The organism is Peribacillus simplex, from assembly GCF_001578185.1.
In the GTDB taxonomy this organism is placed as follows: Bacteria; Bacillota; Bacilli; order Bacillales; family DSM-1321; genus Peribacillus; species Peribacillus simplex_A.
This window is the reverse complement of record NZ_CP011008.1, coordinates 3,826,388-3,848,394: the sequence shown is the minus strand read 5'-3', so window position 1 is coordinate 3,848,394 and position 22,007 is coordinate 3,826,388. Positions and strand designations below refer to the sequence as shown.

General features: G+C 42.1%; 21 protein-coding genes and 1 riboswitch. Of the genes, 19 read left to right on the top strand and 2 right to left on the bottom strand.

Annotation, left to right across the window (positions count from 1 at the left end):
- Positions 1–3 precede the first annotated feature (3 nt).
- From polX to UP17_RS17880, 12 genes are all read left to right on the top strand, one after another.
- Complete coding sequence (gene polX, locus UP17_RS17935; protein WP_061464319.1) at positions 4–1,722, top strand: DNA polymerase/3'-5' exonuclease PolX; 1,719 nt, start codon at positions 4–6, stop codon at positions 1,720–1,722.
- Between the two features lie 35 nt (positions 1,723–1,757).
- Entirely contained in the window at positions 1,758–4,112 is a 2,355-nt protein-coding gene (locus tag UP17_RS17930) for an endonuclease MutS2 (protein WP_061464318.1), read from the top strand.
- Positions 4,113–4,176: 64 nt separating this feature from the next.
- Entirely contained in the window at positions 4,177–4,584 is a 408-nt protein-coding gene (locus tag UP17_RS17925; RefSeq protein ID WP_061464317.1) for a DUF350 domain-containing protein, read from the top strand.
- A 210-nt stretch (positions 4,585–4,794) separates the two neighbouring features.
- A complete protein-coding gene (locus UP17_RS17920) occupies positions 4,795–5,553 on the top strand; it encodes a GNAT family N-acetyltransferase (protein WP_061464316.1) in 759 nt (252 codons plus the stop codon).
- Between the two features lie 194 nt (positions 5,554–5,747).
- On the top strand, positions 5,748–7,445 hold the full coding sequence (locus UP17_RS17915) for a long-chain-fatty-acid--CoA ligase (RefSeq protein WP_061464315.1): 1,698 nt from the start codon (positions 5,748–5,750) through the stop codon (positions 7,443–7,445).
- Positions 7,446–7,644: 199 nt separating this feature from the next.
- Positions 7,645–8,232, top strand: a complete 588-nt coding sequence (locus tag UP17_RS17910) for a fatty acid metabolism transcriptional regulator FadR (protein WP_061464314.1) — start codon at positions 7,645–7,647, stop codon at positions 8,230–8,232.
- Between the two features lie 124 nt (positions 8,233–8,356).
- Positions 8,357–9,130, top strand: coding sequence for an enoyl-CoA hydratase (locus UP17_RS17905; protein WP_061464313.1), 774 nt, complete (start codon positions 8,357–8,359; stop codon positions 9,128–9,130).
- 128 nt (positions 9,131–9,258) lie between these two features.
- Positions 9,259–10,032 carry an electron transfer flavoprotein subunit beta/FixA family protein gene (locus UP17_RS17900; protein WP_061464312.1) on the top strand — a complete coding sequence of 258 codons (774 nt, stop codon included), beginning with the start codon at positions 9,259–9,261 and terminating at the stop codon, positions 10,030–10,032.
- 70 nt (positions 10,033–10,102) lie between these two features.
- Positions 10,103–11,080, top strand: a complete 978-nt coding sequence (locus UP17_RS17895) for an electron transfer flavoprotein subunit alpha/FixB family protein (protein ID WP_061464311.1) — start codon at positions 10,103–10,105, stop codon at positions 11,078–11,080.
- A 206-nt stretch (positions 11,081–11,286) separates the two neighbouring features.
- The gene (gene trxA / locus UP17_RS17890) at positions 11,287–11,601 is read left to right on the top strand and encodes a thioredoxin (RefSeq protein ID WP_061464310.1); all 315 of its coding nucleotides are present in this window, start codon (positions 11,287–11,289) and stop codon (positions 11,599–11,601) included.
- 102 nt (positions 11,602–11,703) lie between these two features.
- Positions 11,704–13,476 carry an excinuclease ABC subunit UvrC gene (gene uvrC, locus UP17_RS17885; RefSeq protein WP_061464309.1) on the top strand — a complete coding sequence of 591 codons (1,773 nt, stop codon included), beginning with the start codon at positions 11,704–11,706 and terminating at the stop codon, positions 13,474–13,476.
- 61 nt (positions 13,477–13,537) lie between these two features.
- Positions 13,538–13,714: riboswitch (Lysine riboswitch) on the top strand.
- An 89-nt stretch (positions 13,715–13,803) separates the two neighbouring features.
- Positions 13,804–15,036, top strand: coding sequence for an aspartate kinase (locus tag UP17_RS17880; RefSeq protein WP_061464308.1), 1,233 nt, complete (start codon positions 13,804–13,806; stop codon positions 15,034–15,036).
- Between the two features lie 63 nt (positions 15,037–15,099).
- Here the strand turns inward: UP17_RS17880 and UP17_RS17875 are convergent, their stop codons facing one another.
- Positions 15,100–15,570, bottom strand: a complete 471-nt coding sequence (locus tag UP17_RS17875; RefSeq protein WP_061464307.1) for a YslB family protein — start codon at positions 15,568–15,570, stop codon at positions 15,100–15,102.
- Positions 15,571–15,954: 384 nt separating this feature from the next.
- Between UP17_RS17875 and UP17_RS17870 the strand changes: the two genes are divergently transcribed.
- From UP17_RS17870 to sdhB, 3 genes are all read left to right on the top strand, one after another.
- Positions 15,955–16,563: a succinate dehydrogenase cytochrome b558 subunit gene (locus tag UP17_RS17870; RefSeq protein ID WP_061464306.1), complete on the top strand. Its 609-nt coding sequence runs from the start codon at positions 15,955–15,957 to the stop codon at positions 16,561–16,563.
- A 70-nt stretch (positions 16,564–16,633) separates the two neighbouring features.
- On the top strand, positions 16,634–18,385 hold the full coding sequence (sdhA, locus tag UP17_RS17865) for a succinate dehydrogenase flavoprotein subunit (protein WP_061464305.1): 1,752 nt from the start codon (positions 16,634–16,636) through the stop codon (positions 18,383–18,385).
- Positions 18,386–18,402: 17 nt separating this feature from the next.
- Positions 18,403–19,176 carry a succinate dehydrogenase iron-sulfur subunit gene (sdhB, locus tag UP17_RS17860; RefSeq protein WP_061464304.1) on the top strand — a complete coding sequence of 258 codons (774 nt, stop codon included), beginning with the start codon at positions 18,403–18,405 and terminating at the stop codon, positions 19,174–19,176.
- A 58-nt stretch (positions 19,177–19,234) separates the two neighbouring features.
- Here sdhB and UP17_RS27805 read toward each other — a convergent pair whose 3' ends face one another.
- A complete protein-coding gene (locus UP17_RS27805; protein ID WP_155727362.1) occupies positions 19,235–19,381 on the bottom strand; it encodes a hypothetical protein in 147 nt (48 codons plus the stop codon).
- A gap of 152 nt (positions 19,382–19,533) precedes the next feature.
- On the opposite strand from UP17_RS27805, the gene UP17_RS17855 reads away from it, so the two are divergent.
- From UP17_RS17855 to racE, 4 genes are all read left to right on the top strand, one after another.
- Positions 19,534–19,998, top strand: coding sequence for an acyl-CoA thioesterase (locus tag UP17_RS17855; protein WP_061464303.1), 465 nt, complete (start codon positions 19,534–19,536; stop codon positions 19,996–19,998).
- Positions 19,999–20,120: 122 nt separating this feature from the next.
- On the top strand, positions 20,121–20,345 hold the full coding sequence (locus UP17_RS17850) for a helix-turn-helix domain-containing protein (RefSeq protein ID WP_028392149.1): 225 nt from the start codon (positions 20,121–20,123) through the stop codon (positions 20,343–20,345).
- A gap of 220 nt (positions 20,346–20,565) precedes the next feature.
- Positions 20,566–21,009, top strand: a complete 444-nt coding sequence (locus UP17_RS17845; protein ID WP_061464302.1) for a MarR family winged helix-turn-helix transcriptional regulator — start codon at positions 20,566–20,568, stop codon at positions 21,007–21,009.
- Positions 21,010–21,019: 10 nt separating this feature from the next.
- Positions 21,020–21,823 carry a glutamate racemase gene (gene racE, locus UP17_RS17840; protein WP_061464301.1) on the top strand — a complete coding sequence of 268 codons (804 nt, stop codon included), beginning with the start codon at positions 21,020–21,022 and terminating at the stop codon, positions 21,821–21,823.
- The last annotated feature ends 184 nt before the right edge of the window (positions 21,824–22,007 follow it).

Genomic DNA, 22,007 nt, shown 5'->3' with positions numbered 1-22,007 from the left:
TAAATGACAATTAATAAAAAAGATATCATTAAATTATTAGAAAAAATCGCAATATATATGGAATTAAAAGGAGAGAACCCGTTCAAGGTTTCAGCTTTCCGAAAGGCAGCAGGCGCCTTGGAAACGGATGATCGGAGCCTTACGGCTATCGAAGACTTTACCGCTTTAAATGGAATCGGGAAAGGAACGGCATCTGTCATCGAAGAGTATATAAATGAGGGGAAATCGACCGTACTTGAAGAGCTGCAGGAGCAGGTGCCGAAAGGGTTGATTCCGCTCTTGCAGCTTCAGGGTTTGGGTGGGAAGAAAATTGCCAAACTTCATAAAGAGCTGCATGTCAATGATGTGAATGACCTTAAAATCGCCTGTGAAGAGGGCAGGGTCGCGGCGCTTGCCGGTTTCGGCAAAAAAACGGAAGAGAAGATCCTGTCTGCAATTGCCGAGGCAGGTTCAAGGCCTGAACGGCTGCCCCTTGCCTTCATGAGGCCGATTGCGGATGTTATTGAAACGGCCCTAGCGAACATGGAAGGCATCATACGATCATCCAGAGCCGGCAGCATCCGGCGTATGAGGGAAACGATCAAGGACCTCGATTTCATCATCTCGACAGATCATCCCGATGAAGTCAAGAATCAACTGCTTGCTTTAACGGGCATAAAACAAGTGATTGCAGCCGGTGATACAAAAGTATCGGTCGTGCTTGATTATGAATATGATATTTCTGTCGATTTCCGAATTGTGAAGGATAAGGAATTCATCACGACACTCCATCATTTTACCGGTTCGAAAGATCACAATGTGCGGATGCGCCAGCTGGCTAAAGATCGCGGAGAGAAAATCAGCGAATATGGTGTGGAGGTGGTTGAAACCGGTGATGTATTGACGTTTGAAACGGAAGAACAATTTTATAATCATTTTGGCCTTCCATTCATTCCCCCAGAGCTGCGTGAAGACGGAACGGAAGTGGAGCAATATGATGCTAAGGAACCTCTCATATCTATAGAGGCCATACAAGGTGACCTGCACATGCATACCACATGGAGTGATGGGGCTCATACGATTGAAGAAATGATTGAAGCATGCCGTGCAAAAGGTTATCGCTATATGGCCATCACCGATCATTCGCAATATTTGAAAGTGGCGAATGGCTTGACCGTGGAGCGTTTACGTGAACAAAAACGAATCATCCATGAACTGAATGAAAAATATGATGACTTTACCGTTCTTTCAGGGATTGAAATGGATATACTCCCTGATGGGACACTTGATTATGACGATGAACTGCTTGCGGAGCTGGATTTGGTGATCGCATCGATTCACTCAAGCTTTTCACAGCCTAGGGAAACGATCATGGAGCGCTTAAAAACGGCTCTGAATAATCCGCATGTCGATATCATCGCCCACCCAACGGGAAGGATTATCGGCAGACGCACCGGATATGATGTTGATATGGAGATGCTGATCGAACTGGCACGCGAGACGAATACCGCATTGGAATTGAATGCGAATCCGAACCGATTGGATTTGGCGCCACCCCATCTCCGCAAGGCACAGGAAGCAGGCGTTCCGATCGTAATCAATACCGATGCCCACAGCATCGATATGCTTGAACATATGCCTGTTGGAGTCTCGGCGGCGAAAAAGGGCTGGATTAAAGAATCAACGGTCCTTAATGCAAGGGATAAGGATGGATTATTAGCGTTTTTAAAGAGAAATGATTAACTATTTGCCCATAAATAAGGAGGAGCTTTAACTCCATGCATAATAAAGCTTTAAAGACATTGGAATTTCATAAAATAAAAGAACAATTAATCTCACACGCATCCTCTTCCATAGGAAAAGAGAAGGCACAGCAATTGATGCCTTCCACTGATTTTGAAGAGGTGTCGAGATGGCAGGAAGAAACAGATGAGTCAGCCAAGATCGTCCGGCTGAAAGGTAACTTGCCGTTGGGCGGGATTTTTGATATCCGTCCACATGCAAAAAGGGCACAGATTGGCGGGATGCTCTCGCCGATGGAATTGATGGAACTTGCAAGTACGATTCGTGCCGGCAGGATCCTCAGCCGTTTCTTCGATGAACTCGCAGAGCAGGAAATTGATGTTCCGCTTTTAGCGGAATATATCGATTCCCTTCATCCATTGATTGATTTGCAACAGGAAATTACGTATGCAGTAAGTGAACATGGCGAAGTGATGGATTCTGCCAGCGATAAGCTTCGTACCCTAAGGAACCAGATTCGGACGAACGAAAGCCGTGTCAGGGAAAAACTAGAAAGCATGATCCGTTCTTCCAACGCATCAAAAATGTTATCGGATGCCATCATCACCATCAGGAATGACCGTTTTGTGATCCCGGTAAAACAGGAATACCGCAGTGTGTATGGAGGGATCATTCATGATCAATCCTCATCTGGGCAGACGCTGTTCATTGAACCGCAAGCTATCGTTCAACTGAATAATGTCCTGCAGGAAACCCGAGTGAAGGAAACACAGGAAATAGAACGGATATTGGTCGAATTATCGGAAAAAGTCGGTGCGTTCACCCCAGAATTGCTTCATAATGTCAAAGTGCTTGCACAAATTGATTTCCTTGTCGCCAAGGCAAAGTATGCAAAAGCGATAAAAGGATCCAAACCGATTCTGAATAATGAGGGACGCGTGAAATTATTCAAAGCGAAACATCCGCTCATTCCGAGTGATGTTGTCGTGGCAAATGACATTTTCCTTGGTGATGAATTTACGACAATCGTCATCACTGGACCCAATACAGGAGGTAAAACGGTTACACTGAAAACAATTGGCCTCTGTACCTTAATGGCCCAGTCCGGTCTGCAAATCCCTGCGCTGGATGGTTCCGAAACGGCTGTGTTTTCCTCTGTTTATGCCGATATTGGCGACGAACAGTCGATTGAACAAAGCTTAAGTACATTCTCTTCGCATATGGTCAATATTGTCGATATCCTAAAGAATGTCGATTATGACAGCCTTGTTTTATTCGATGAGCTTGGTGCGGGAACCGACCCTCAGGAAGGTGCCGCTTTAGCCATTTCCATTTTGGATGAAGTGTATAAGCGCGGAGCACGTGTGATTGCAACGACACATTACCCAGAATTAAAAGCGTACGGATATGATCGGGAAGGCGTCATTAATGCAAGCGTAGAATTTAATGTGGAAACCTTAAGTCCTACCTATAAACTTTTGATCGGTGTACCGGGACGGAGTAATGCATTTGAAATTTCCAAGCGCCTTGGTTTGGAAGAAAGCGTGATAAGCAGCGCCCGCAGCCATATTGGTGAGGATACGAATAAAGTTGAGAATATGATAGCCTCCCTTGAAGACAGCCGCAAGAAGGCTGAAGAAGAGGAACGGGAAGCAGCGGATCACCTGAAACAGGCTGAAGTTCTTCATAAAGACCTTCAAAAGCAAATTGGTGAATATCATGAAGAACGGGATGCCATGGTCGAAAAGGCTGCAAAAGAGGCAGCGGCAATCGTTGAAAATGCCCAAAAAGAAGCGGAAGCGATTATTGCCGATTTGCGTAAACTCCGTCTGGAAAAGCATGCCGATGTTAAAGAGCATGAACTGATCGATGCAAAAAAACGGCTTGAAAACGCGACGCCAAAATTGAAAAAAACATCAAATAAAGCGGCGAGGCCGCTGGATAAAAGCTTGAAGCCTGGAGATGAAGTGAAGGTCGTAAGCTTTGGTCAAAAAGGTCACTTAATCGAGAAGGTCTCAAGTAATGAATGGCAGGTTCAGATCGGCATCATGAAGATGAAGGTGAAGGAGTCTGACCTAGAATTCATCAAGGCAACGAAAGTAAAAGAAATAAAACCGCTTACCACGATAAAGGGACGGGATTATCACGTTAGCGTGGAACTCGACCTGCGTGGCGAACGCTTTGAAAATGCAATATCAAGAGTGGAAAAGTACGTTGATGATGCTCTTTTGGCTGGTTATTCGAGTGTCTCCATCATTCATGGTAAAGGAACGGGGGCTCTCCGGTCCGGTGTTCAGGAATACTTGAAAAATCACCGCTCCGTCAAAAGGATTCGCTTCGGTGAAGCCGGTGAAGGCGGAACAGGTGTTACGGTGGTGGAATTTAAATAAAGGAAAGTGGCCATTCCGGCTACTGCAAAAGCCGGGTGGCTAGTTACCATTCGGGAGTTGGACCATGGAGAACATGTGGGAAAATGAATATGTATATATAGCTGCTCGATACAGTGTCGTTATTCTTTGCATGATTGTTTTTTTAGCCATTTTTGAACTTGTCACAAAGTACAAGAACTGGGAGGAAATCAAACAGGGAAACCTTTCTGTCGCGATGGCAACTGGCGGTAAAATATTTGGGATCGCCTATGTATTCCAACAGTCCATCCTCCATCAGAATTCGCTTCTTACCATGATTGGCTGGGGCGTATACGGATTTGTCCTTCTGTTGATCGGTTATTTCATTTTTGAATTTATGACTCCTCGGTTTAAAATAGATGAAGAGATACAAAAAGATAATCGGGCAGTTGGATTCCTATCGATGATCATTTCAATCGCATTATCTTTTGTCATCGGCGCCGGAATTTCTTAATGCCCTTCATGAGAGGGAGAAAACTGTGGAGAAGCTTGCAAAAGTCTTAATTGTTTGTTGCGGAATCTTTTTCCTGTTAGGAATCATTTATATGATATTCTTCAATTGAAGCGGCCATTGTGCCGCTTCTTTTATTTGAATTCTATTAAAAAAAGGGGGGCGTGTATAATGATAATGGTCAAATAGACTTTTCGGAAGAGGAGGAAGAACATGAATCGCTCCAAATTGATGCAAAAGATTGAAGAACTATCGATGAACGCTTTACCGGCCCTGCAAACGCAAATCTATGATGGCTGGGTTATCCGATTTGCGGATGGATATACGAAACGGGCGAATTCTATTAATCCCATCTATTTATCGAATGAAAATGTGAAAAAGAAAATATTGAATTGTGAACAATTATATTTTGCAAGAAATGATATGGCCGTGTACAAAATCACTCCACAGGCTAAGCCTATCATCTTGGATAGTGTACTGGAAGAGTCCGGGTATGTCCTTGAAGGTAAAACAAGTGTCCAGGTATTAAATTTGGTAGAAACAGGATCACCTAATGAAACCAATGTCATCAAGTATGAGCATTTACACGATGACTGGTTTCACCATTTCTGCCTGCTAAGTAATGTTAATGATCATGATCAAACCATCCTAAAAAAGATGTTAGGGAATATCATTCCAAAAACATGCTTTATGTTGTTGACTGATGAGAGTGGAACCGTGTCAGCAAGTGGAATGGGTGTTTTGGAAGACAAATACATAGGCCTGTACAATATCATTACCCATGAAAACTTTCGAAACCAAGGCTATGGTGCAAAAATCATTCGTAATCTATTGCATTGGGGTAAAGAAAATGGGGCAAAAAATGCCTATCTTCAGGTCATAGAAACGAATGCGCCTGCTTCTTGCTTGTACGGAAAATTGGGATTTGAAGAAAAATATAAATATTGGTATAGAATTAAAACTAAGGAGTAAAACACTCCTTTTTTTGTTTCTCATCTTTAGTGTTTTATCAAATATTCCCTCTTGGCAGGTACAAGTCATAATGACTGCTCCACCACTCATAAACAGCTTTTATGCTTACTTTTCTGAATTTCAGCAATTGTAAGAAAATCCCGGTTGTATTATAATGATAAAGAGTATTGGGAATATTCAGAAGGAGGGGGCAAATGAGCAATAAGCCATGGCAAGCTATTTATCCGGAACAGATACCAGCTGTTTTGTCGTACGAAGATAAACCTCTTTATTCTTTTTTGAAGGAATCAGCCGAAGAATTCCCTGATAAAGTATCGATTCATTTCCAGGGAAAAGAATTAACTTTCCAAGAAGTGTATGAATCTGCGTTAAAGTTCGCAGCCTATTTAAGAAGTATCGGTCTTCAAAAAGGAGATCGCGTTGCCGTCATGCTTCCTAATTGCCCTCAGGGTGTCATAAGTTTTTTTGGAATATTGATGGCCGGCGGAGTCGTGGTTCAAACGAATCCAACCTATACCGAACGTGAACTAGAGTATCAAATGAAAGATTCCGGAGCGAAAATAATTTTAGCGATGGATATTTTATTTCCCCGTGTCGCTGCCGTCGCTTCAAGAACGGATATAGAAGATATAATTGTAACCGCTATCAAAGAATATTTGCCTTTCCCGAAAAATCTTATCTATCCTTTTATTCAAAAAAAGCAATACGGAATCGTCATCAATGTGGAGCATTCGGGCAATCATCATTTATTTTCCGAAATCATGAAACGAAAGATCCCCGAAGATGTCACCGAGCGTATCGATGTGAATAATGACCTTGCCCTTTTGCAATATACAGGGGGGACAACAGGCTTTCCTAAAGGTGTCATGCTTACCCATAAGAACTTGCTGTCAAATACGAAAATGTGCAATGCCTGGCTTTATAAAAATAAGCGCGGTGAGGAAAGGGTCCTTGCGATTCTGCCATTCTTCCATGTGTACGGTATGACGACAGTCTTGGTTCTTTCAGTCATGGAGGGGAACACCATGATCATCATGCCAAAGTTTGACGTTGAAGCAACGCTTAAAACCATCCAAAAACAGAAACCGACCATGTTTCCAGGAGCGCCAACGATGTATATTGGCCTATTGAACCATCCGGATATCGCTAAATATGACCTTTCTTCTATCAATGCCTGTATAAGCGGTTCTGCACCATTGCCATTAGAGGTCCAAGAGCAGTTTGAGAAAATTACCGGCGGGAAGCTTGTTGAAGGTTTTGGACTGTCTGAAACCTCCCCGGTGACCCATGCTAATTTCATCTGGGATCAGCCGCGTGTAAAAGGAAGCATTGGATTGCCATGGCCAGATACCGACTCGGTGATTCTATCCCTGGAAACCGGTGAAGAGCTTCCTCCGAATGAAATTGGTGAGATTGCCATAAAAGGACCACAGGTAATGCAAGGTTACTGGAACCGCCCGGATGAAACGGAAAGCACTTTTAAAAATGGCTGGCTGCTAACGGGCGATCTGGGTTACATGGATGAGCAGGGGTTCTTTTATGTAGTCGAGAGGAAAAAAGATACAATCATTGCAGGCGGCTTCAATATATATCCACGTGAAGTGGAAGAGGTTTTATACGAGCATGAGGCCATACAGGAGGTAGTCGTGGCAGGTATTCCTGACCCATATCGCGGTGAGACCGTCAAAGCCTATGTCGTACTGAAAAAAAATGCCAAGGCCACTGAAGAAGAACTGAATGATTTTGCAAGAAAGAACCTGGCTTCCTATAAGGTGCCGCGCAGCTATGAATTCAGGGAAGAACTTCCTAAAACGACGATAGGAAAGATTTTGAGAAGAGTCCTTATCGAAGAAGAGAAGAAAAAAATATCCGAGGATAGAAAAGAAGCTTAAACAAGCATCCACCTTTAGACGGAGCAGCGGAATGAAGCTCCGTGTTTTCAGAACGGCTGGACAACCTATGGGTGGGGGCTGTACAATGAGCATGTGGAATGTCAGGACTCTTAGAAGTTTTTCCTTGACAGTAAAGGGTCGTCATTTTATGATAGAAATATGAATGATGATTCATTCATTTTCTGAAAGGGGACATCCAGTGAAACGCAACAGACCAAAGTATAATCAAATTATTGATGCGGCCGTTATCGTCATTGCCCAAAACGGTTACTATCAAGCCCAAGTATCCAAAATCGCCAAGCAGGCAGGCGTAGCGGATGGCACCATTTATCTTTATTTTAAAAATAAAGAAGATATCCTAATATCATTATTCCATGAAAAGATGGGCTATTTTGTGGAACAGATCGAAGAAGAACTAAAAGGAAAGACCACAGCTTCGGAAAAACTGCAAGTGCTCATCCAAAAACATTTTCAAAACCTTTCAGAAGACGTGAATTTAGCAATTGTCACTCAGTTGGAATTAAGACAGTCTAATAAAGAATTACGCCTAAGAATTAATGATGTGTTAAGAGGGTATTTACATTTAATCGATCAGATCATTATAGAAGGAAAAGAGAACGGCGAATTTCTGCCTGATTTAAATAATTTACTTGCAAGGCAGATGATTTTTGGAACGATCGACGAAACAGTGACGACTTGGGTCATGAATGAGCAAAAGTATTCGCTCCCAGACCTTGCAACAGACGTTCACCGCCTTCTAATTGGCGGCTGTGGCTTGAAAAGTTAACGATTTAAATAGAGGGTGGCTAGCCATCCTCGAAAGAATCGGTTAATTCTGCTTCCAGCTTTATCGGGAAGTGATACATATTGAATTATCAAAAAAGTTTGACTACATGCCTGGAGGGATAGATATGGAATACCTTAAGCTTTCTGTCGAAAATCATGTGGCATTTATAACGATTGATCATGCACCCGCAAATGCTCTTTCATCGGCAATCATCGGGGAGCTTTCACAGGCCTTCGATCAAATGGAGCAGGACGAATCCGTACGGGTTGTCGTTCTTCATGGTGAAGGAAGGTTTTTCTCTGCAGGAGCAGACATTAAAGAGTTTACTGAAGTGAAAAATGGTAAAGCTTTCGAGGAACTGACGAAGAATGGTCAAGCTGCATTTGAGAAAATTGAATCTTTTCCAAAACCGGTCATTGCAGCCATTCATGGAGCGGCGCTTGGCGGAGGATTGGAGCTTGCTATGTCCTGTCACATCCGTTTGGTAACCGAAAGGGCAAAACTAGGTTTGCCTGAGCTGCAGTTGGGCTTAATCCCCGGGTTTGCCGGCACTCAACGCCTTCCTCGATATGTCGGTATGGCAAAGGCCGCGGAAATGCTGTTTACAAGTGAGCCGATTACAGGTATCCAAGCTGTGCAATGCGGATTGGCAAATCAGTCCTTCACGGATGAAGAACTGATTCCAAAAGCGAAGGAACTAGCCAATAAAATTGCCAGGAAGAGCCCACTCGCTTTAAAGGCGGCTATAGAATTATTAAATTTTTCCAAGCATGATTCCTACTATAAAGGTGTGGAGAGGGAGGCAGTCCTCTTTGGCCAAGCTTTCGATACGGCTGATGCACAAGAAGGAATTGGCGCTTTTATTGAAAAAAGGGAAGCGGCATTCAAAGGGAAATGATGTTTCCCGTCTGATAGATAACTATTTTTAAATATTATGCAGGATTTTGGTGAAACCTGAAGAATACAATAATATATGTCAATAAAATTCATAATCTTCAAAACTCAAATCATTCGGGAGGTATTATCTTGAACATTTATGTGCTGCTGAAAAGAACATTTGATACAGAAGAAAAAATTACACTATCCAATGGGAAAATTAATGAGGATGGAGCAGAATTCATCATTAATCCATACGATGAGTATGCTGTTGAAGAAGCAATTCAAGTGCGTGATGCACAGGGCGGCGAAGTAACGGTTATTTCTGTTGGCACCGAAGAGGCTGAAAAGCAATTACGCACAGCGCTTGCAATGGGGGCTGACAAAGCCGTATTGATAAATATAGAAGACGACATAGAAAATGGCGACCAATTCACGACTGCCAAAATTATAGGCGAATACTTAAAAGGTAAAAATGCCGATTTAATCATTGCGGGGAACGTTGCAATCGATGGCGGTTCCGGTCAAGTGGGGCCGCGTGTTGCAGAGATATTGGAAATTCCTTATATTACAACAATCACTAAGCTTGATATCGCAAATGGAAATGTAAGCGTTATCCGTGATGTTGAAGGGGACTCTGAAACGATCGAAGCGTCCCTTCCATTGTTAGTGACAGCTCAGCAAGGTCTAAATGAGCCACGTTATCCTTCTTTGCCAGGAATCATGAAAGCGAAGAAGAAGCCGCTTGAAGAATTGGAATTGGATGACCTGGATTTGGAAGAAGAAGATGTTGAAGCAAAAACAAAAACGATTGAAATCTATCTTCCTGCTAAAAAAGAAGCTGGTAAAGTATTGAACGGCGAAATCGGTGAACAAGTTAGGGAACTTGTTCAATTATTACGCAGCGAAGCAAAAGTGATTTAATCGAAACGGTCCTTTTCAAAACAACAACACACGACAAATAGATAAAATAGAGCACAGGAGGTTTTTATAAATGGCTAGAAAGTTTCTTGTATTGGGCGAAGTTCGCGACGGTTCACTAAGAAATGTATCATTTGAAGCTATCGGTGCGGCTAAACTTGCTGCAGATGGCGGGGAAATCGTAGGTGTTTTAGTTGGTGACAGTGTTAAAAGTTTCGGTGATGAATTGATCCAGTATGGTGCAGACCGGGTTATTGCTGTAGAAAATGATCAATTGAAACAATATACTTCAGATGGTTATGCTCAAGGCTTGCTTGCAGTCATCGAGCAGGAAAAGCCAGAAGGGATTTTCTTTGGGCATACGGCCTTAGGAAAGGACCTTGCACCTAAATTGGCTGGAAAACTTGAATCAGGATTGATCTCCGATGTTACATCCATTGAAGAAGAAGGCGGAAATATCGTTTTCACCCGCCCGATATATTCTGGTAAAGCATTTGAAAGGAAAATTGTTACAGATGGCGTGATATTCGCGACAATCCGTCCGAACAATATTGAACCATTAGCGAAAGATGAGTCACGCTCTGGTGAGGTAACTACATTAAGTGTGGATATTAAGGATTTACGCACAATCATAAAAGATGTTGTTAGAAAAGCTAGTGAAGGGGTCGACCTTTCAGAAGCAAAAGTAATCATCGCAGGCGGCCGTGGCGTGAAAAGTGAAGATGGTTTTGAACCATTAAAAGAACTGGCACAAGTTCTTGGCGGAGCGGTAGGTGCTTCCCGCGGTGCATGTGATGCGGACTATTGCGATTACTCTTTGCAAATCGGGCAAACGGGTAAGGTCGTTACACCTGATCTTTATATCGCCTGCGGGATTTCTGGAGCGATCCAGCATTTAGCTGGGATGTCCAACTCCAAGGTTATCGTTGCCATCAACAAAGACCCGGAAGCCAATATATTCAATATAGCTGATTATGGAATTGTCGGGGACCTTTTCGAAGTCGTTCCATTACTGACTGAAGAATTCAAAAAACTAAAAGTTAACGCTTAATAGAAAAAAATGAAGGGGCAAGACATTTGGCAAAAGCCGATACATGTCTGGCCCCTTCATTTTTTGGTGTTATTCGGCAAGGCTTGAGCCTGCATATTTACTCTTTTTTTGGACATCCTACCACTGAAGCAAAATATTGGCGTCGATTCTAGCAACGATGGTATACTGTCTTTAGTTATTTGAGTAAATTTGAGGAGGAAATATATATGGCTATTGTAAATGCAACTGACCAAACTTTCACTACAGATACTAACGAAGGTGTAGTTCTTGTCGATTTTTGGGCTCCATGGTGCGGACCTTGTAAAATGATCGCTCCTGTTCTTCAAGAGCTTGATACTGAAATTGGCGATACAGCGAAAATCGTAAAAGTGGATGTAGATGAAAACCAAGAAACAGCTGGGAAATTCGGTGTGATGAGCATCCCGACACTAATCGTCCTTAAAGACGGTGAAGTGGTGGATAAAGTGGTTGGTTTCCAACCTAAAGAAGCACTTGCTGAACTTATTGCAAAACACGCGTAATAGCAAGATAGCTAAAAAAAGCTTCAAGTCTACGGACTTGAAGCTTTTTTCGCTATCTTGATATATAATAATTGTAAAATGGGAGAACAGGAGGCTGAATGCATGAACCAACAAATAAAGAATAAACTTGCCCTTCTTCCCGATCAACCTGGTTGTTATTTAATGAAAGATCGTCAGGGAACAATCATATATGTAGGCAAAGCGAAAGTGTTGAAAAATCGTGTCCGTTCTTATTTCACGGGATCTCATGATGGAAAAACATTGCGGCTGGTGAGTGAGATTGAGGATTTCGAATACATCGTAACCTCTTCCAATATCGAGGCTCTCATTTTAGAGTTGAACTTAATCAAAAAACATGATCCAAAATATAATGTCATGCTTAAGGATGATAAGACGTATCCTTTCATCAAGCTGACGGCGGAACGGCATCCACGGCTAATTATTACGCGTAAAGTCAAAAAAGATAAAGGGAAATATTTCGGTCCATATCCGAATGCTTTTGCAGCCAACGAAACGAAAAAATTGCTCGATCGCATCTATCCCCTTAGAAAATGCAATACCTTACCGGATCGCGTGTGTCTTTATTATCACCTTGGCCAGTGTCTGGCCCCATGTGTATATGATGTTGAGGAACAGGAATATAAAAAAATGGTGGATGATATCAACCGGTTTTTAAATGGCGGACATACTGAGATAAAAAAAGAACTGACTGAAAAAATGCTAGAGGCATCAGAGGAGCTCGATTTCGAGAGGGCCAAGGAGTATCGTGACAAAATTGCCCACATCGATATTACGATGGAGAAGCAGAAAATGATGACGACCGATTTCATCGACAGGGATGTATTTGGGTTTGCCTATGATAAAGGCTGGATGTGCGTTCAGGTATTTTTTGTCCGACAGGGTAAATTGATCGAAAGGGATGTTTCACTTTTTCCTGTCTATGATGAACCGGAACAGGAACTTCTTACATTCCTCGGTCAGTTTTACGAGATTACCAACCACTTTAAACCAAAGGAAATCCTGCTGCCTGAGTCAGTGGATGCAGAAATGGCCGAAGGTCTGCTAGGTGTCAAAACGATTCACCCGAAACGGGGATCGAAAAAAGACATGCTTAAATTGGCGAATGAAAATGCCTCCATCGCCCTTCAGGAAAAATTTTCATTGATTGAACGGGATGAAGAAAGAACGATCAATGCGGTGGAAAACCTCGGGAACCAATTAGGGATCTACACCCCGCATCGAATTGAAGCTTTCGACAACTCGAATATCCAGGGAAGTGACCCTGTTTCCGCATTAGTCGTGTTCATTGATGGGAAACCGGAAAAAAGGGAGTACCGTAAATATAAGATCAAAACGGTCCATGGACCTGATGATTATGAATCGATGCGTGAAGTGGTCAGAAGAAGGTATTCACGAGTATTGAAAGAAGGGCTGCCGCTTCCGGACTTAATCATCATTGATGGAGGAAAGGGACATGTGGAAGCTGTAAGGGATATTTTGGAGAATGAATTAGGCCTTGATATACCACTTTCAGGTCTCATTAAGGATGAAAAGCATAGGACTTCACAATTAATGATTGGAAATCCGCTTGAACTCGTACCTCTTGATTCACGGAGCCAGGAATTTTATCTATTGCAAAGAATTCAGGATGAAGTGCATCGGTTCGCGATTACGTTTCATCGCCAGCTACGCGGGAAAAACGCGGTTCACTCCCAGCTTGATGATATTCCGGGAGTCGGGGAAAAGCGGAGGAAGCAATTATTAAGGCATTTTGGGTCATTGAAGAAAATCAAAGAGGCCACGGCCGAGGAAATCATGGAAGCTGGCATGCCAAAAGGGGTAGCAGAGGGAATCGTTAGAAAATTACAAGAATAATCTTGCTGCAGGCAATTCTCTATGCTATGATAAGAAGGAATTTTTAACTAGACAACTTAAAAGTGCTGATAGAGGTGCGGAATTCAAGAGTAAAAACCTGGAGAAGTATGAGCTTCCATGAAAGGTTTTGAAAGGGGATGACGCCGAAGGAAGACAAGACTCATACCTTGTTTTTCTGGTCTGACATTTAATAAATGGCGGATTGTCAGGGTTTATACCCTGGAGAGCTATCTCACTGTGTTTACAGTATTGGATATGTGATCACAGCAATGAGATATTTCTCATTGCTTTTTTTATTGCCTAAAAAGGTAGAGAGGGTGCATTAGGATGGCATTAATCGTTCAAAAGTTCGGCGGGACATCCGTCGGAAGCGTAGAAAAAATAAAAAATGTTGCCAATCGGGTAATCGAGGAAGTGAAGAATGGAAATGAGGTAGTCGTCGTTGTTTCAGCTATGGGGAAAACTACGGATCAATTGGTTTCCATGGCCCGGGATATTTCCGGAACACCGAGCAAGAGGGAAATGGATATGCTATTGACTACGGGGGAACAGGTCACGATATCCCTGTTAACGATGGCATTGATTGAAGAGGGACATGAAGCCATTTCGTACACTGGCTGGCAGGCTGGCATGCAAACGGAATCCGTTCATGGGAATGCCCGGATTTTAAACATCGATGCCACGAGGATTCAAGCTCAGCTCCAGGAGAAGAAAATTGTGGTCGTTGCCGGTTTCCAGGGGAACGATGCAAATGGGGAAATCACGACCTTAGGACGAGGCGGTTCCGATACGACGGCAGTTGCCATCGCTGCAGCGCTGAATGCGGATAGATGCGATATTTATACGGATGTAACGGGTGTTTTCACTACGGATCCACGCTACATAAAAGCCGCGCGTAAGCTCCAATCCATTTCTTATGATGAGATGCTGGAACTTGCCAACCTAGGGGCGGGCGTCCTTCATCCAAGGGCTGTAGAATATGCAAAAAATTATCAAATTCCGCTTGTAGTCCGTTCGAGCATGGAGAGAGAATCAGGAACGATCATTGAGGAGGAAGCAACTATGGAAGAAAACTTAATTGTACGCGGCATTGCTTTTGAAGACAGTATTACAAGGGTCACAATATATGGATTGCCCCAATCACTTGGTGCATTATCCACAATTTTCACGACACTTGCGAAAAACCGGATTAATGTGGACATCATCATTCAAAGCATGACAGCCGAGGATACGACCAATCTATCATTTTCCACAAAAAGTGAAGATACGCAAGCGGCCTTGATCGTACTGGAAAACAATAAGGAACAATTGTCATTCGACCGAGTCGAAACGGAGGGTGGATTGGCCAAGGTGTCCATCGTCGGATCTGGTATGGTTTCCAATCCAGGAGTGGCTGCCGAGATGTTTGAAGTGATGGCCAATACAGGCATCCAAGTGAAAATGGTCAGCACATCTGAAATTAAAGTCTCGACTGTCGTCAATGAAAAGGAAATGGTGAAGGCGGTCGAATCTCTTCATGAAGCATTTAAACTTGGGCAGCATGCAAATGTGCTAGCTTGAAAGTAAGGAGTCCAATAAAAAACAGACTTCCGGTAAAAAGGGTAAGTCTGTTTTAAGGGCTCATTAGATTTGATCTCTGGGATCCCATTGAATGGTGAATATCACTTTTTTTGCGCGGCGTTTGATTTCTTCCGTTGATTCGCTTAGGAACTTTTTTTGCAGTGTAAACTGCTCGGCAAGGAAACCGGCTTCAAGTTGGAAGTGACAGTCAGGATGTAAATCCATACGGCGGCTGATTATTTCACCCGTCAGGGATAATTCCATCTGGTTTTTCGTATACTTCATGATTTCCAGGGTGCCCCATCCCGCGCTCTGGAAAAATTCAATAACTTCTTGATCGCCATTTAATGGGAATTTGCGTGCTAACTGTTTACCTGCCCAATAGAGGATTTGATTAGAGTCTTTTCCGAGAATATCGTTCAATAGAACTTCTCTGATTAATTCGTATCCGAAAGCTGGAACTTGGAATTCTTCAGTTTGAATTTCCTCAGCTGGAATCTCTTCTTCTATCGCAGCAGCAATATTTTTTTTCATAGTTTATCGCCTCTTTCTGTTAATCTATTATAAACGTTTTTCTTTTGCAAATTATACTGTTTTTTATTTATTTAAATAACAATTGGGAAAAAATGATAAATTATACCGAGATATTAATAGTTTAATTAGTAATTTCTCCAAAATATCTTCTTGATGAATAAAAAATAGACAATTTAATCCAATAAAATCTATTCTGAAAAAGAGAATTCTTGTATCCGTTTTCTTGACGCACATAGAAGTCAGGAGTAAAATGGACATGTCACATAATTGTAAACGGAAGTATAGGGGAGTTTTCTGACTCTATACTTTATTTTCACGCGGAGATAAAAGGTAGCCACCAGTTTATCTTTGCATGATTTTTCACAAATTAAGGGGGGGCACTTAGTGGCAAAAAATCGTGAGTTTGGGAATCGTAGACTTCATTCACTACTTGGAGTTATTCCGATCGGGCTGTTCTTGTTGGAGCATTTAGTTACCAACTATATGGCAACAAAGGGACCGGAATCATTTAATTCAGCAGCACATTTCTTAGAAAGCATACCGTTTCGTTATTTCCTGGAAATCTTCATCATTTTCTTACCTTTGATTTATCATGCTGTTTACGGGATTTATATCGCGTTCACGGCTAAAAATAATTTAGGTAGATTTGGGTTTTTCCGAAATTGGATGTTCTTTTTACAACGTCTAAGCGGAATCATTACGTTGATTTTCCTTGTTTGGCATGTATGGTCAACTAGGATTCAAGTAGCGATGGGTACAGAGGTTGACTTTGACATGATGGCAGAGATTTTCTCTAATCCATTTATGGTTGCATTTTATTTAGTTGGGGTCATTTCGACAATTTTCCACTTCTCAAATGGATTATGGTCATTTGCAGTGAGCTGGGGTCTGACAATTTCACCTAAATCACAAAAAATCATGACTTACGTTACTTTGATCATTTTCGTTCTTCTTTCTTATGTTGGAGTAAGTGCAATTTTCGCTTTCGTATAAGAAGATGGAGTTCATTTATAAGTGTTAGGAAAAACATAGCTTTGCTAATGGAAATAAGGGAGTGACAGAATTGGGTAAAGGTAAAATTATTATCGTAGGTGGAGGTCTAGCTGGGTTAATGGCTACGATCAAAGCAGCAGAGCTGGGACAACAGGTTGATTTATTTTCTTTAGTACCTGTTAAACGCTCTCACTCAGTTTGTGCCCAAGGCGGAATCAATGGGGCAGTAAATACAAAAGGTGAAGGGGATTCTCCATTTATCCACTTTGACGATACAGTTTATGGCGGAGACTTCTTGGCTAACCAACCGCCGGTTAAAGCGATGTGCGATGCAGCACCGTCAATCATCCATATGTTTGACCGTATGGGCGTTATGTTCAACCGTACTCCTGAAGGTCTTCTTGATTTCCGTCGTTTCGGTGGTACTCAACATAGCCGTACAGCATTCGCTGGTGCAACGACTGGTCAACAATTACTTTACGCATTGGACGAGCAGGTTCGCCGTTATGAAGTTGAAGGCCTTGTAACGAAATATGAAGGCTGGGAATTCCTTGGAGCCGTTATCGATGATGATCAAACGGCACGAGGTATCGTAGCTCAAAACCTGACTTCAATGGAAATCAAATCATTCCCTGGCGACGCAGTCATCATGGCGAGCGGCGGCCCTGGAATCATTTTCGGTAAATCGACTAACTCAATGATCAATACAGGCTCAGCAGCCTCCATCGTTTATCAACAAGGTGTAAATTATGCAAATGGTGAGTTCATTCAAATTCACCCAACAGCAATCCCTGGAGATGACAAACTTCGTCTAATGAGTGAATCCGCTCGTGGTGAAGGTGGACGTATCTGGACATATAAAGACGGAAAACCTTGGTATTTCCTTGAAGAAAAATACCCTGCTTACGGTAATCTAGTACCTCGTGATATCGCGACTCGTGAAATTTTCGACGTATGTATGAACATGAAGCTTGGTATTAATGGAGAAAACATGGTTTACTTGGATCTATCTCATAAAGATCCTAAATTACTTGATATTAAACTTGGCGGAATCATTGAAATCTACGAGAAATTCATGGGTGAAGACCCTCGTAAAGTTCCAATGAAAATTTTCCCTGCCGTTCACTATTCTATGGGCGGACTTTGGGTGGATTATGACCAAATGACTAACATTAAAGGTTTATTCGCTGCAGGTGAGTGTGACTACTCTCAACATGGCGGTAACCGTCTTGGTGCGAACTCACTTCTTTCTGCAATTTTTGGTGGTTCAGTCGCTGGACCGAATGCCGTTAAATATATTGAAGGCCTTGATAAAACTTCAGAATCCATTCCTGCTTCATTGTTTGAAGGCTACGAAAAACAACAACAGGAAAAATGGAATGAAGTCATGTCTCTTGATGGTAACGAAAATGCTTACGTCCTGCACAAAGAACTTGGTGAGTGGATGACACAGCATGTTACTGTAGTTCGTTACAATGACAAGCTGAAAGAAACGGATAACAAGATTCTTGAGTTGATGGAACGTTACAAGAAAATTAACATCAATGACACGGCAAAATGGAGTAACCAAGGAGCTGCATTCACTAGACAGCTGCAAAACATGATGCAATTGGCTCGTGTAATCACAATTGGTGCGTTAAACCGTGATGAAAGCCGCGGAGCACATTACAAACCTGATTTCCCAGAACGTAATGATGATGAATTCATGAAAACGACAATGGCAACATTCAAAGGCTTAGATCAAGCACCTGAATTCCATTATGAAGATATTGATGTATCACTGATCGCACCGCGTAAACGTGATTACACTACGAAACATTAAAGAGGGGGAGCAAAAAAATGGTTGAAACTAAATCTGAGACTAAAACAGTCCGTTTTATAATCACTCGTCAAGATACACCGGATTCAGCTCCTTATGATGAGGAATTTGAATTAGCGTACCGTCCGAATATGAATGTAATTTCCGCTCTTATGGAAATTCGTCGTAATCCGGTAACTGTACAAGGCAAGCACACTACAGCAATCGCATGGGACATGAACTGTCTTGAAGAAGTATGTGGTGCTTGTTCAATGGTTATCAATGGTAAACCAAGACAATCATGTACAGCTCTTATCGATCAATTGGAACAGCCGGTTCGTCTTGCTCCAATGCGTACCTTCCCTGTTGTTCGTGACCTTCAAGTCGATCGCAGCCGTATGTTCGACTCATTGAAAAAGGTAAAAGCATGGATTCCAATCGATGGAACGTACAATCTTGGACCAGGACCGCGTATGCCAGAAAAGAAACGTCAATGGGCATATGAATTGTCTAAATGCATGACTTGCGGTGTTTGTTTGGAAGCTTGTCCGAACGTAAACAGCAATTCAGACTTCATGGGACCACAACCATTATCACAAGTTCGTTTATTCAACGCACATCCAACTGGTGCAATGAATAAAGCGGAACGTTTAAATACAATCATGTCCGATGGAGGACTTGCAAACTGCGGTAACTCACAAAACTGTGTGCAGTCTTGCCCTAAAGGCATTCCATTAACGACTTCGATTGCAGCATTGAACCGTGATACTGCCATTCAACAATTCCGTAACTTCTTTGGAAGCGACGAAGTTTAAAAATGAAAATGAAAGAACCTGTATCTATTTTGATATGGGTTCTTTTTTTTCTTTGTTTTTACATTTGGGTGAATTCAATACTTGAACGATAGGGACCGATAGCCAAATCTATAAAAGATGATAGCTTTGCAAGCGCTCTGAAAAAAGCTAAGATCAAAGTGTGAATGGATTTGTGGAATTGGAGGAGGAAATCGGCCACACCCATTGAAATCGGCCTCCTGCAAAGGATACTCGTTATGATTAGTGACGTGAGCAATAATCAAAATAAACAGCTTTCAATAGAAAACCCTTTTCATTATCGTTGTTTTCTTATAAAATGAGTGAATAGTCATTCATATTCGAAAGGGAGTGCACAAGTTGAACAGAATATCATATATCGATAATATAACCGAGTGGATCAATGATTTTTCCTTTAAACATGAGATTAAGGTTCGCTTTTCGGAAACGGATATGTTTAGGCACTTGAATAACACGATTCCTTTTACTTATTTTGAAGAAGCGCGGATTGAATATTTCCAGAGCATGGGCTTTATGAAGGATTGGACCTCGGCTGATGGTGATGAGATGCCGGTTGTTGCAGATCTACAATGTGATTACCTGAAGCAGGTGTTTTTCAATGATCAATTGACAATTCATGTGAAAGCTGACCATATCGGAAAATCTTCTGTAGATATACATTATATGGGAAGCAAACACGATGGTTCAATTTGTTTCACGGGCAGGGGAACGATTGTCCAGGTCTCCAAAGCCACCGGAAAGCCGATACCTTGGACAGAAGAGATGAAGCGGTCGTTGTTGCATACAGAGCTTGAACATACCTAAAAATATTTCGATTTCGACAAGTAAAAGAGTCACTCCCTTGCCCCGGCCAACATACTATATCTTGACTAAATAGACACCCACTCCGGGTTTTATGCTGGTGAAGGCAAGGAGGGTAACATTACTTGAAGGAGAACGAATTCACTCATAAGCCACTACTCACCAAAAGAGAAAAAGAAGTATTTGAGTTACTAGTACAAGACAAAACAACAAAAGAAATCGCAGGTGAATTGTTTATTAGCGAAAAAACAGTTCGAAACCATATTTCGAATGCGATGCAGAAGCTTGGAGTCAAAGGACGTTCGCAGGCAGTCATAGAACTCCTTCGTATGGGGGAACTTAAGCTTTAATGTGTTGACTCTTAATAAAGACTTATAAATTTTTCTCTCCCGTCTAGTTGGCAGCATATAAGGAAGGCCAAAACAATTTGGTTGTTTTGACTTCTTTGGATGCTGCTTATTTTTATGAAGGGGGTTTCATTATGGATTCCGGACAATCAATCTTGAAAATCATTTCACTTTCATCCAAAATGGTAGTATGATAAGTTTCATGAAGTGGGGAGCTGTGTGTATGGATGAAGAGAAGCAGGTTGCTTATGTAGCCGATATTGAGAGGGAATTGCGCTATGTATCGTCATGGATTAAGCAAAGGGGACGGGAAATTCTCAATGATTATAAAATTACCATTCCTCAATTCCTGGCTTTGCAATGGCTTTTTGAAGCAGGCGACATGACGATTGGCGAATTGTCCACGAAGATGTTTCTCGCCTTCAGCACAACGACGGATCTGATTGACCGCATGGAGAAACATCAGCTTGTTAAGCGTGTCAAAGATGAAAAGGACCGGCGTGTGGTTCGTATTCACCTTCTTGACGAAGGGGAACGGATTATCGAAGAAGTGATTAATAAACGGCAGAAGTACTTGAGTGGCGTGTTAGTCAATTTCAACGAATCTGACATCGTGTCCCTCCGAGGGATTCTTGCAAAACTACATCAAGAAATGAAAGAAAAATGAGGCGAGTTTTTTGAAACAACCGATAGGCATCATTGATTCAGGGGTAGGCGGCTTGACAGTAGCTAAAGAAGTCATGCGTCAGCTTCCAAATGAAAATATAATTTACTTAGGTGATACAGCAAGATGCCCTTATGGGCCGAGGACCAAAAAAGATGTCCAAACCTTCACATGGCAAATGACGAGGTTCCTGATGAAGAAGGATATAAAAATGCTGATCATCGCTTGCAATACGGCGACTGCAGCTGTACTGGATGAAATCAGGGCAATACTTCCGATTCCTGTATTGGGTGTCATCCACCCTGGGGCAAGGGCGGCATTGAAGGTTTCTGACTCCTTGCATATTGGCGTTATTGGTACGGAAGGCACGGTAAAAAGCAAAGCTTATGACGACGCCCTTGCTTCCATCAATTCCGATGTGAAAGTAGATAGTTTAGCATGCCCGAAATTTGTCCCAATCGTGGAAAGCGGGGAGTTTCAAGGGGGTATCGTCAATAGGGTCGTGGCACAAACCTTGAACCCGCTGAAGAAAACGAAGATCGACACATTGATTCTTGGCTGTACCCATTATCCACTGCTGGGGCCTGTAATCTCTTCCTATATGGGGGATGAAGTACAAGTCATTTCCTCTGGGGAAGAGACGGCCCGTGAGGCAAGTGTCATTTTGGATTATTATAAATTAATCAATAAAAGCAAGCTCCGTCCGGTTCATCGCTTTTATACTACCGGTTCAAGAGATATGTTTGGTTCTATCGCATCGAGCTGGCTCGGTATTCATACCGATACAATCGAAACAATTAAAATTGATCACCTATAAGGCTTCCATTTGGAAGTCTTTTTTTCGTGAAGTGGAAAAATGAAAAAGCATACCGTTTTGTATATAGCTACAAACCTTGATGGATATAACGCCAGAAAGGAATGAAGCATAAGTAGGATTGAAGAGACAGAAGGGGAAGCGGACAATGGATATGGTGATTATGGGAAATAAGGCATATTAACAG

What these genes read in the sequence shown, in the direction of transcription:
- UP17_RS17845 (WP_061464302.1), top strand. Translation starts at nt 20,566, where the DNA reads ATGGATGAAGAGAAGCAGGTTGCTTATGTAGCCGATATTGAGAGGGAA.
- uvrC (WP_061464309.1), top strand. Translation starts at nt 11,704, where the DNA reads ATGAACCAACAAATAAAGAATAAACTTGCCCTTCTTCCCGATCAACCT.
- UP17_RS17895 (WP_061464311.1), top strand. Translation starts at nt 10,103, where the DNA reads ATGGCTAGAAAGTTTCTTGTATTGGGCGAAGTTCGCGACGGTTCACTA.
- UP17_RS17930 (WP_061464318.1), top strand. Translation starts at nt 1,758, where the DNA reads ATGCATAATAAAGCTTTAAAGACATTGGAATTTCATAAAATAAAAGAA.
- UP17_RS17875 (WP_061464307.1), bottom strand. Translation starts at nt 15,570, where the DNA reads ATGAAAAAAAATATTGCTGCTGCGATAGAAGAAGAGATTCCAGCTGAG.
- UP17_RS17925 (WP_061464317.1), top strand. Translation starts at nt 4,177, where the DNA reads ATGGAGAACATGTGGGAAAATGAATATGTATATATAGCTGCTCGATAC.
- polX (WP_061464319.1), top strand. Translation starts at nt 4, where the DNA reads ATGACAATTAATAAAAAAGATATCATTAAATTATTAGAAAAAATCGCA.
- sdhB (WP_061464304.1), top strand. Translation starts at nt 18,403, where the DNA reads ATGGTTGAAACTAAATCTGAGACTAAAACAGTCCGTTTTATAATCACT.
- UP17_RS17880 (WP_061464308.1), top strand. Translation starts at nt 13,804, where the DNA reads ATGGCATTAATCGTTCAAAAGTTCGGCGGGACATCCGTCGGAAGCGTA.
- UP17_RS17915 (WP_061464315.1), top strand. Translation starts at nt 5,748, where the DNA reads ATGAGCAATAAGCCATGGCAAGCTATTTATCCGGAACAGATACCAGCT.
- UP17_RS17920 (WP_061464316.1), top strand. Translation starts at nt 4,795, where the DNA reads ATGAATCGCTCCAAATTGATGCAAAAGATTGAAGAACTATCGATGAAC.
- UP17_RS17905 (WP_061464313.1), top strand. Translation starts at nt 8,357, where the DNA reads ATGGAATACCTTAAGCTTTCTGTCGAAAATCATGTGGCATTTATAACG.
- trxA (WP_061464310.1), top strand. Translation starts at nt 11,287, where the DNA reads ATGGCTATTGTAAATGCAACTGACCAAACTTTCACTACAGATACTAAC.
- UP17_RS27805 (WP_155727362.1), bottom strand. Translation starts at nt 19,381, where the DNA reads ATGGGTGTGGCCGATTTCCTCCTCCAATTCCACAAATCCATTCACACT.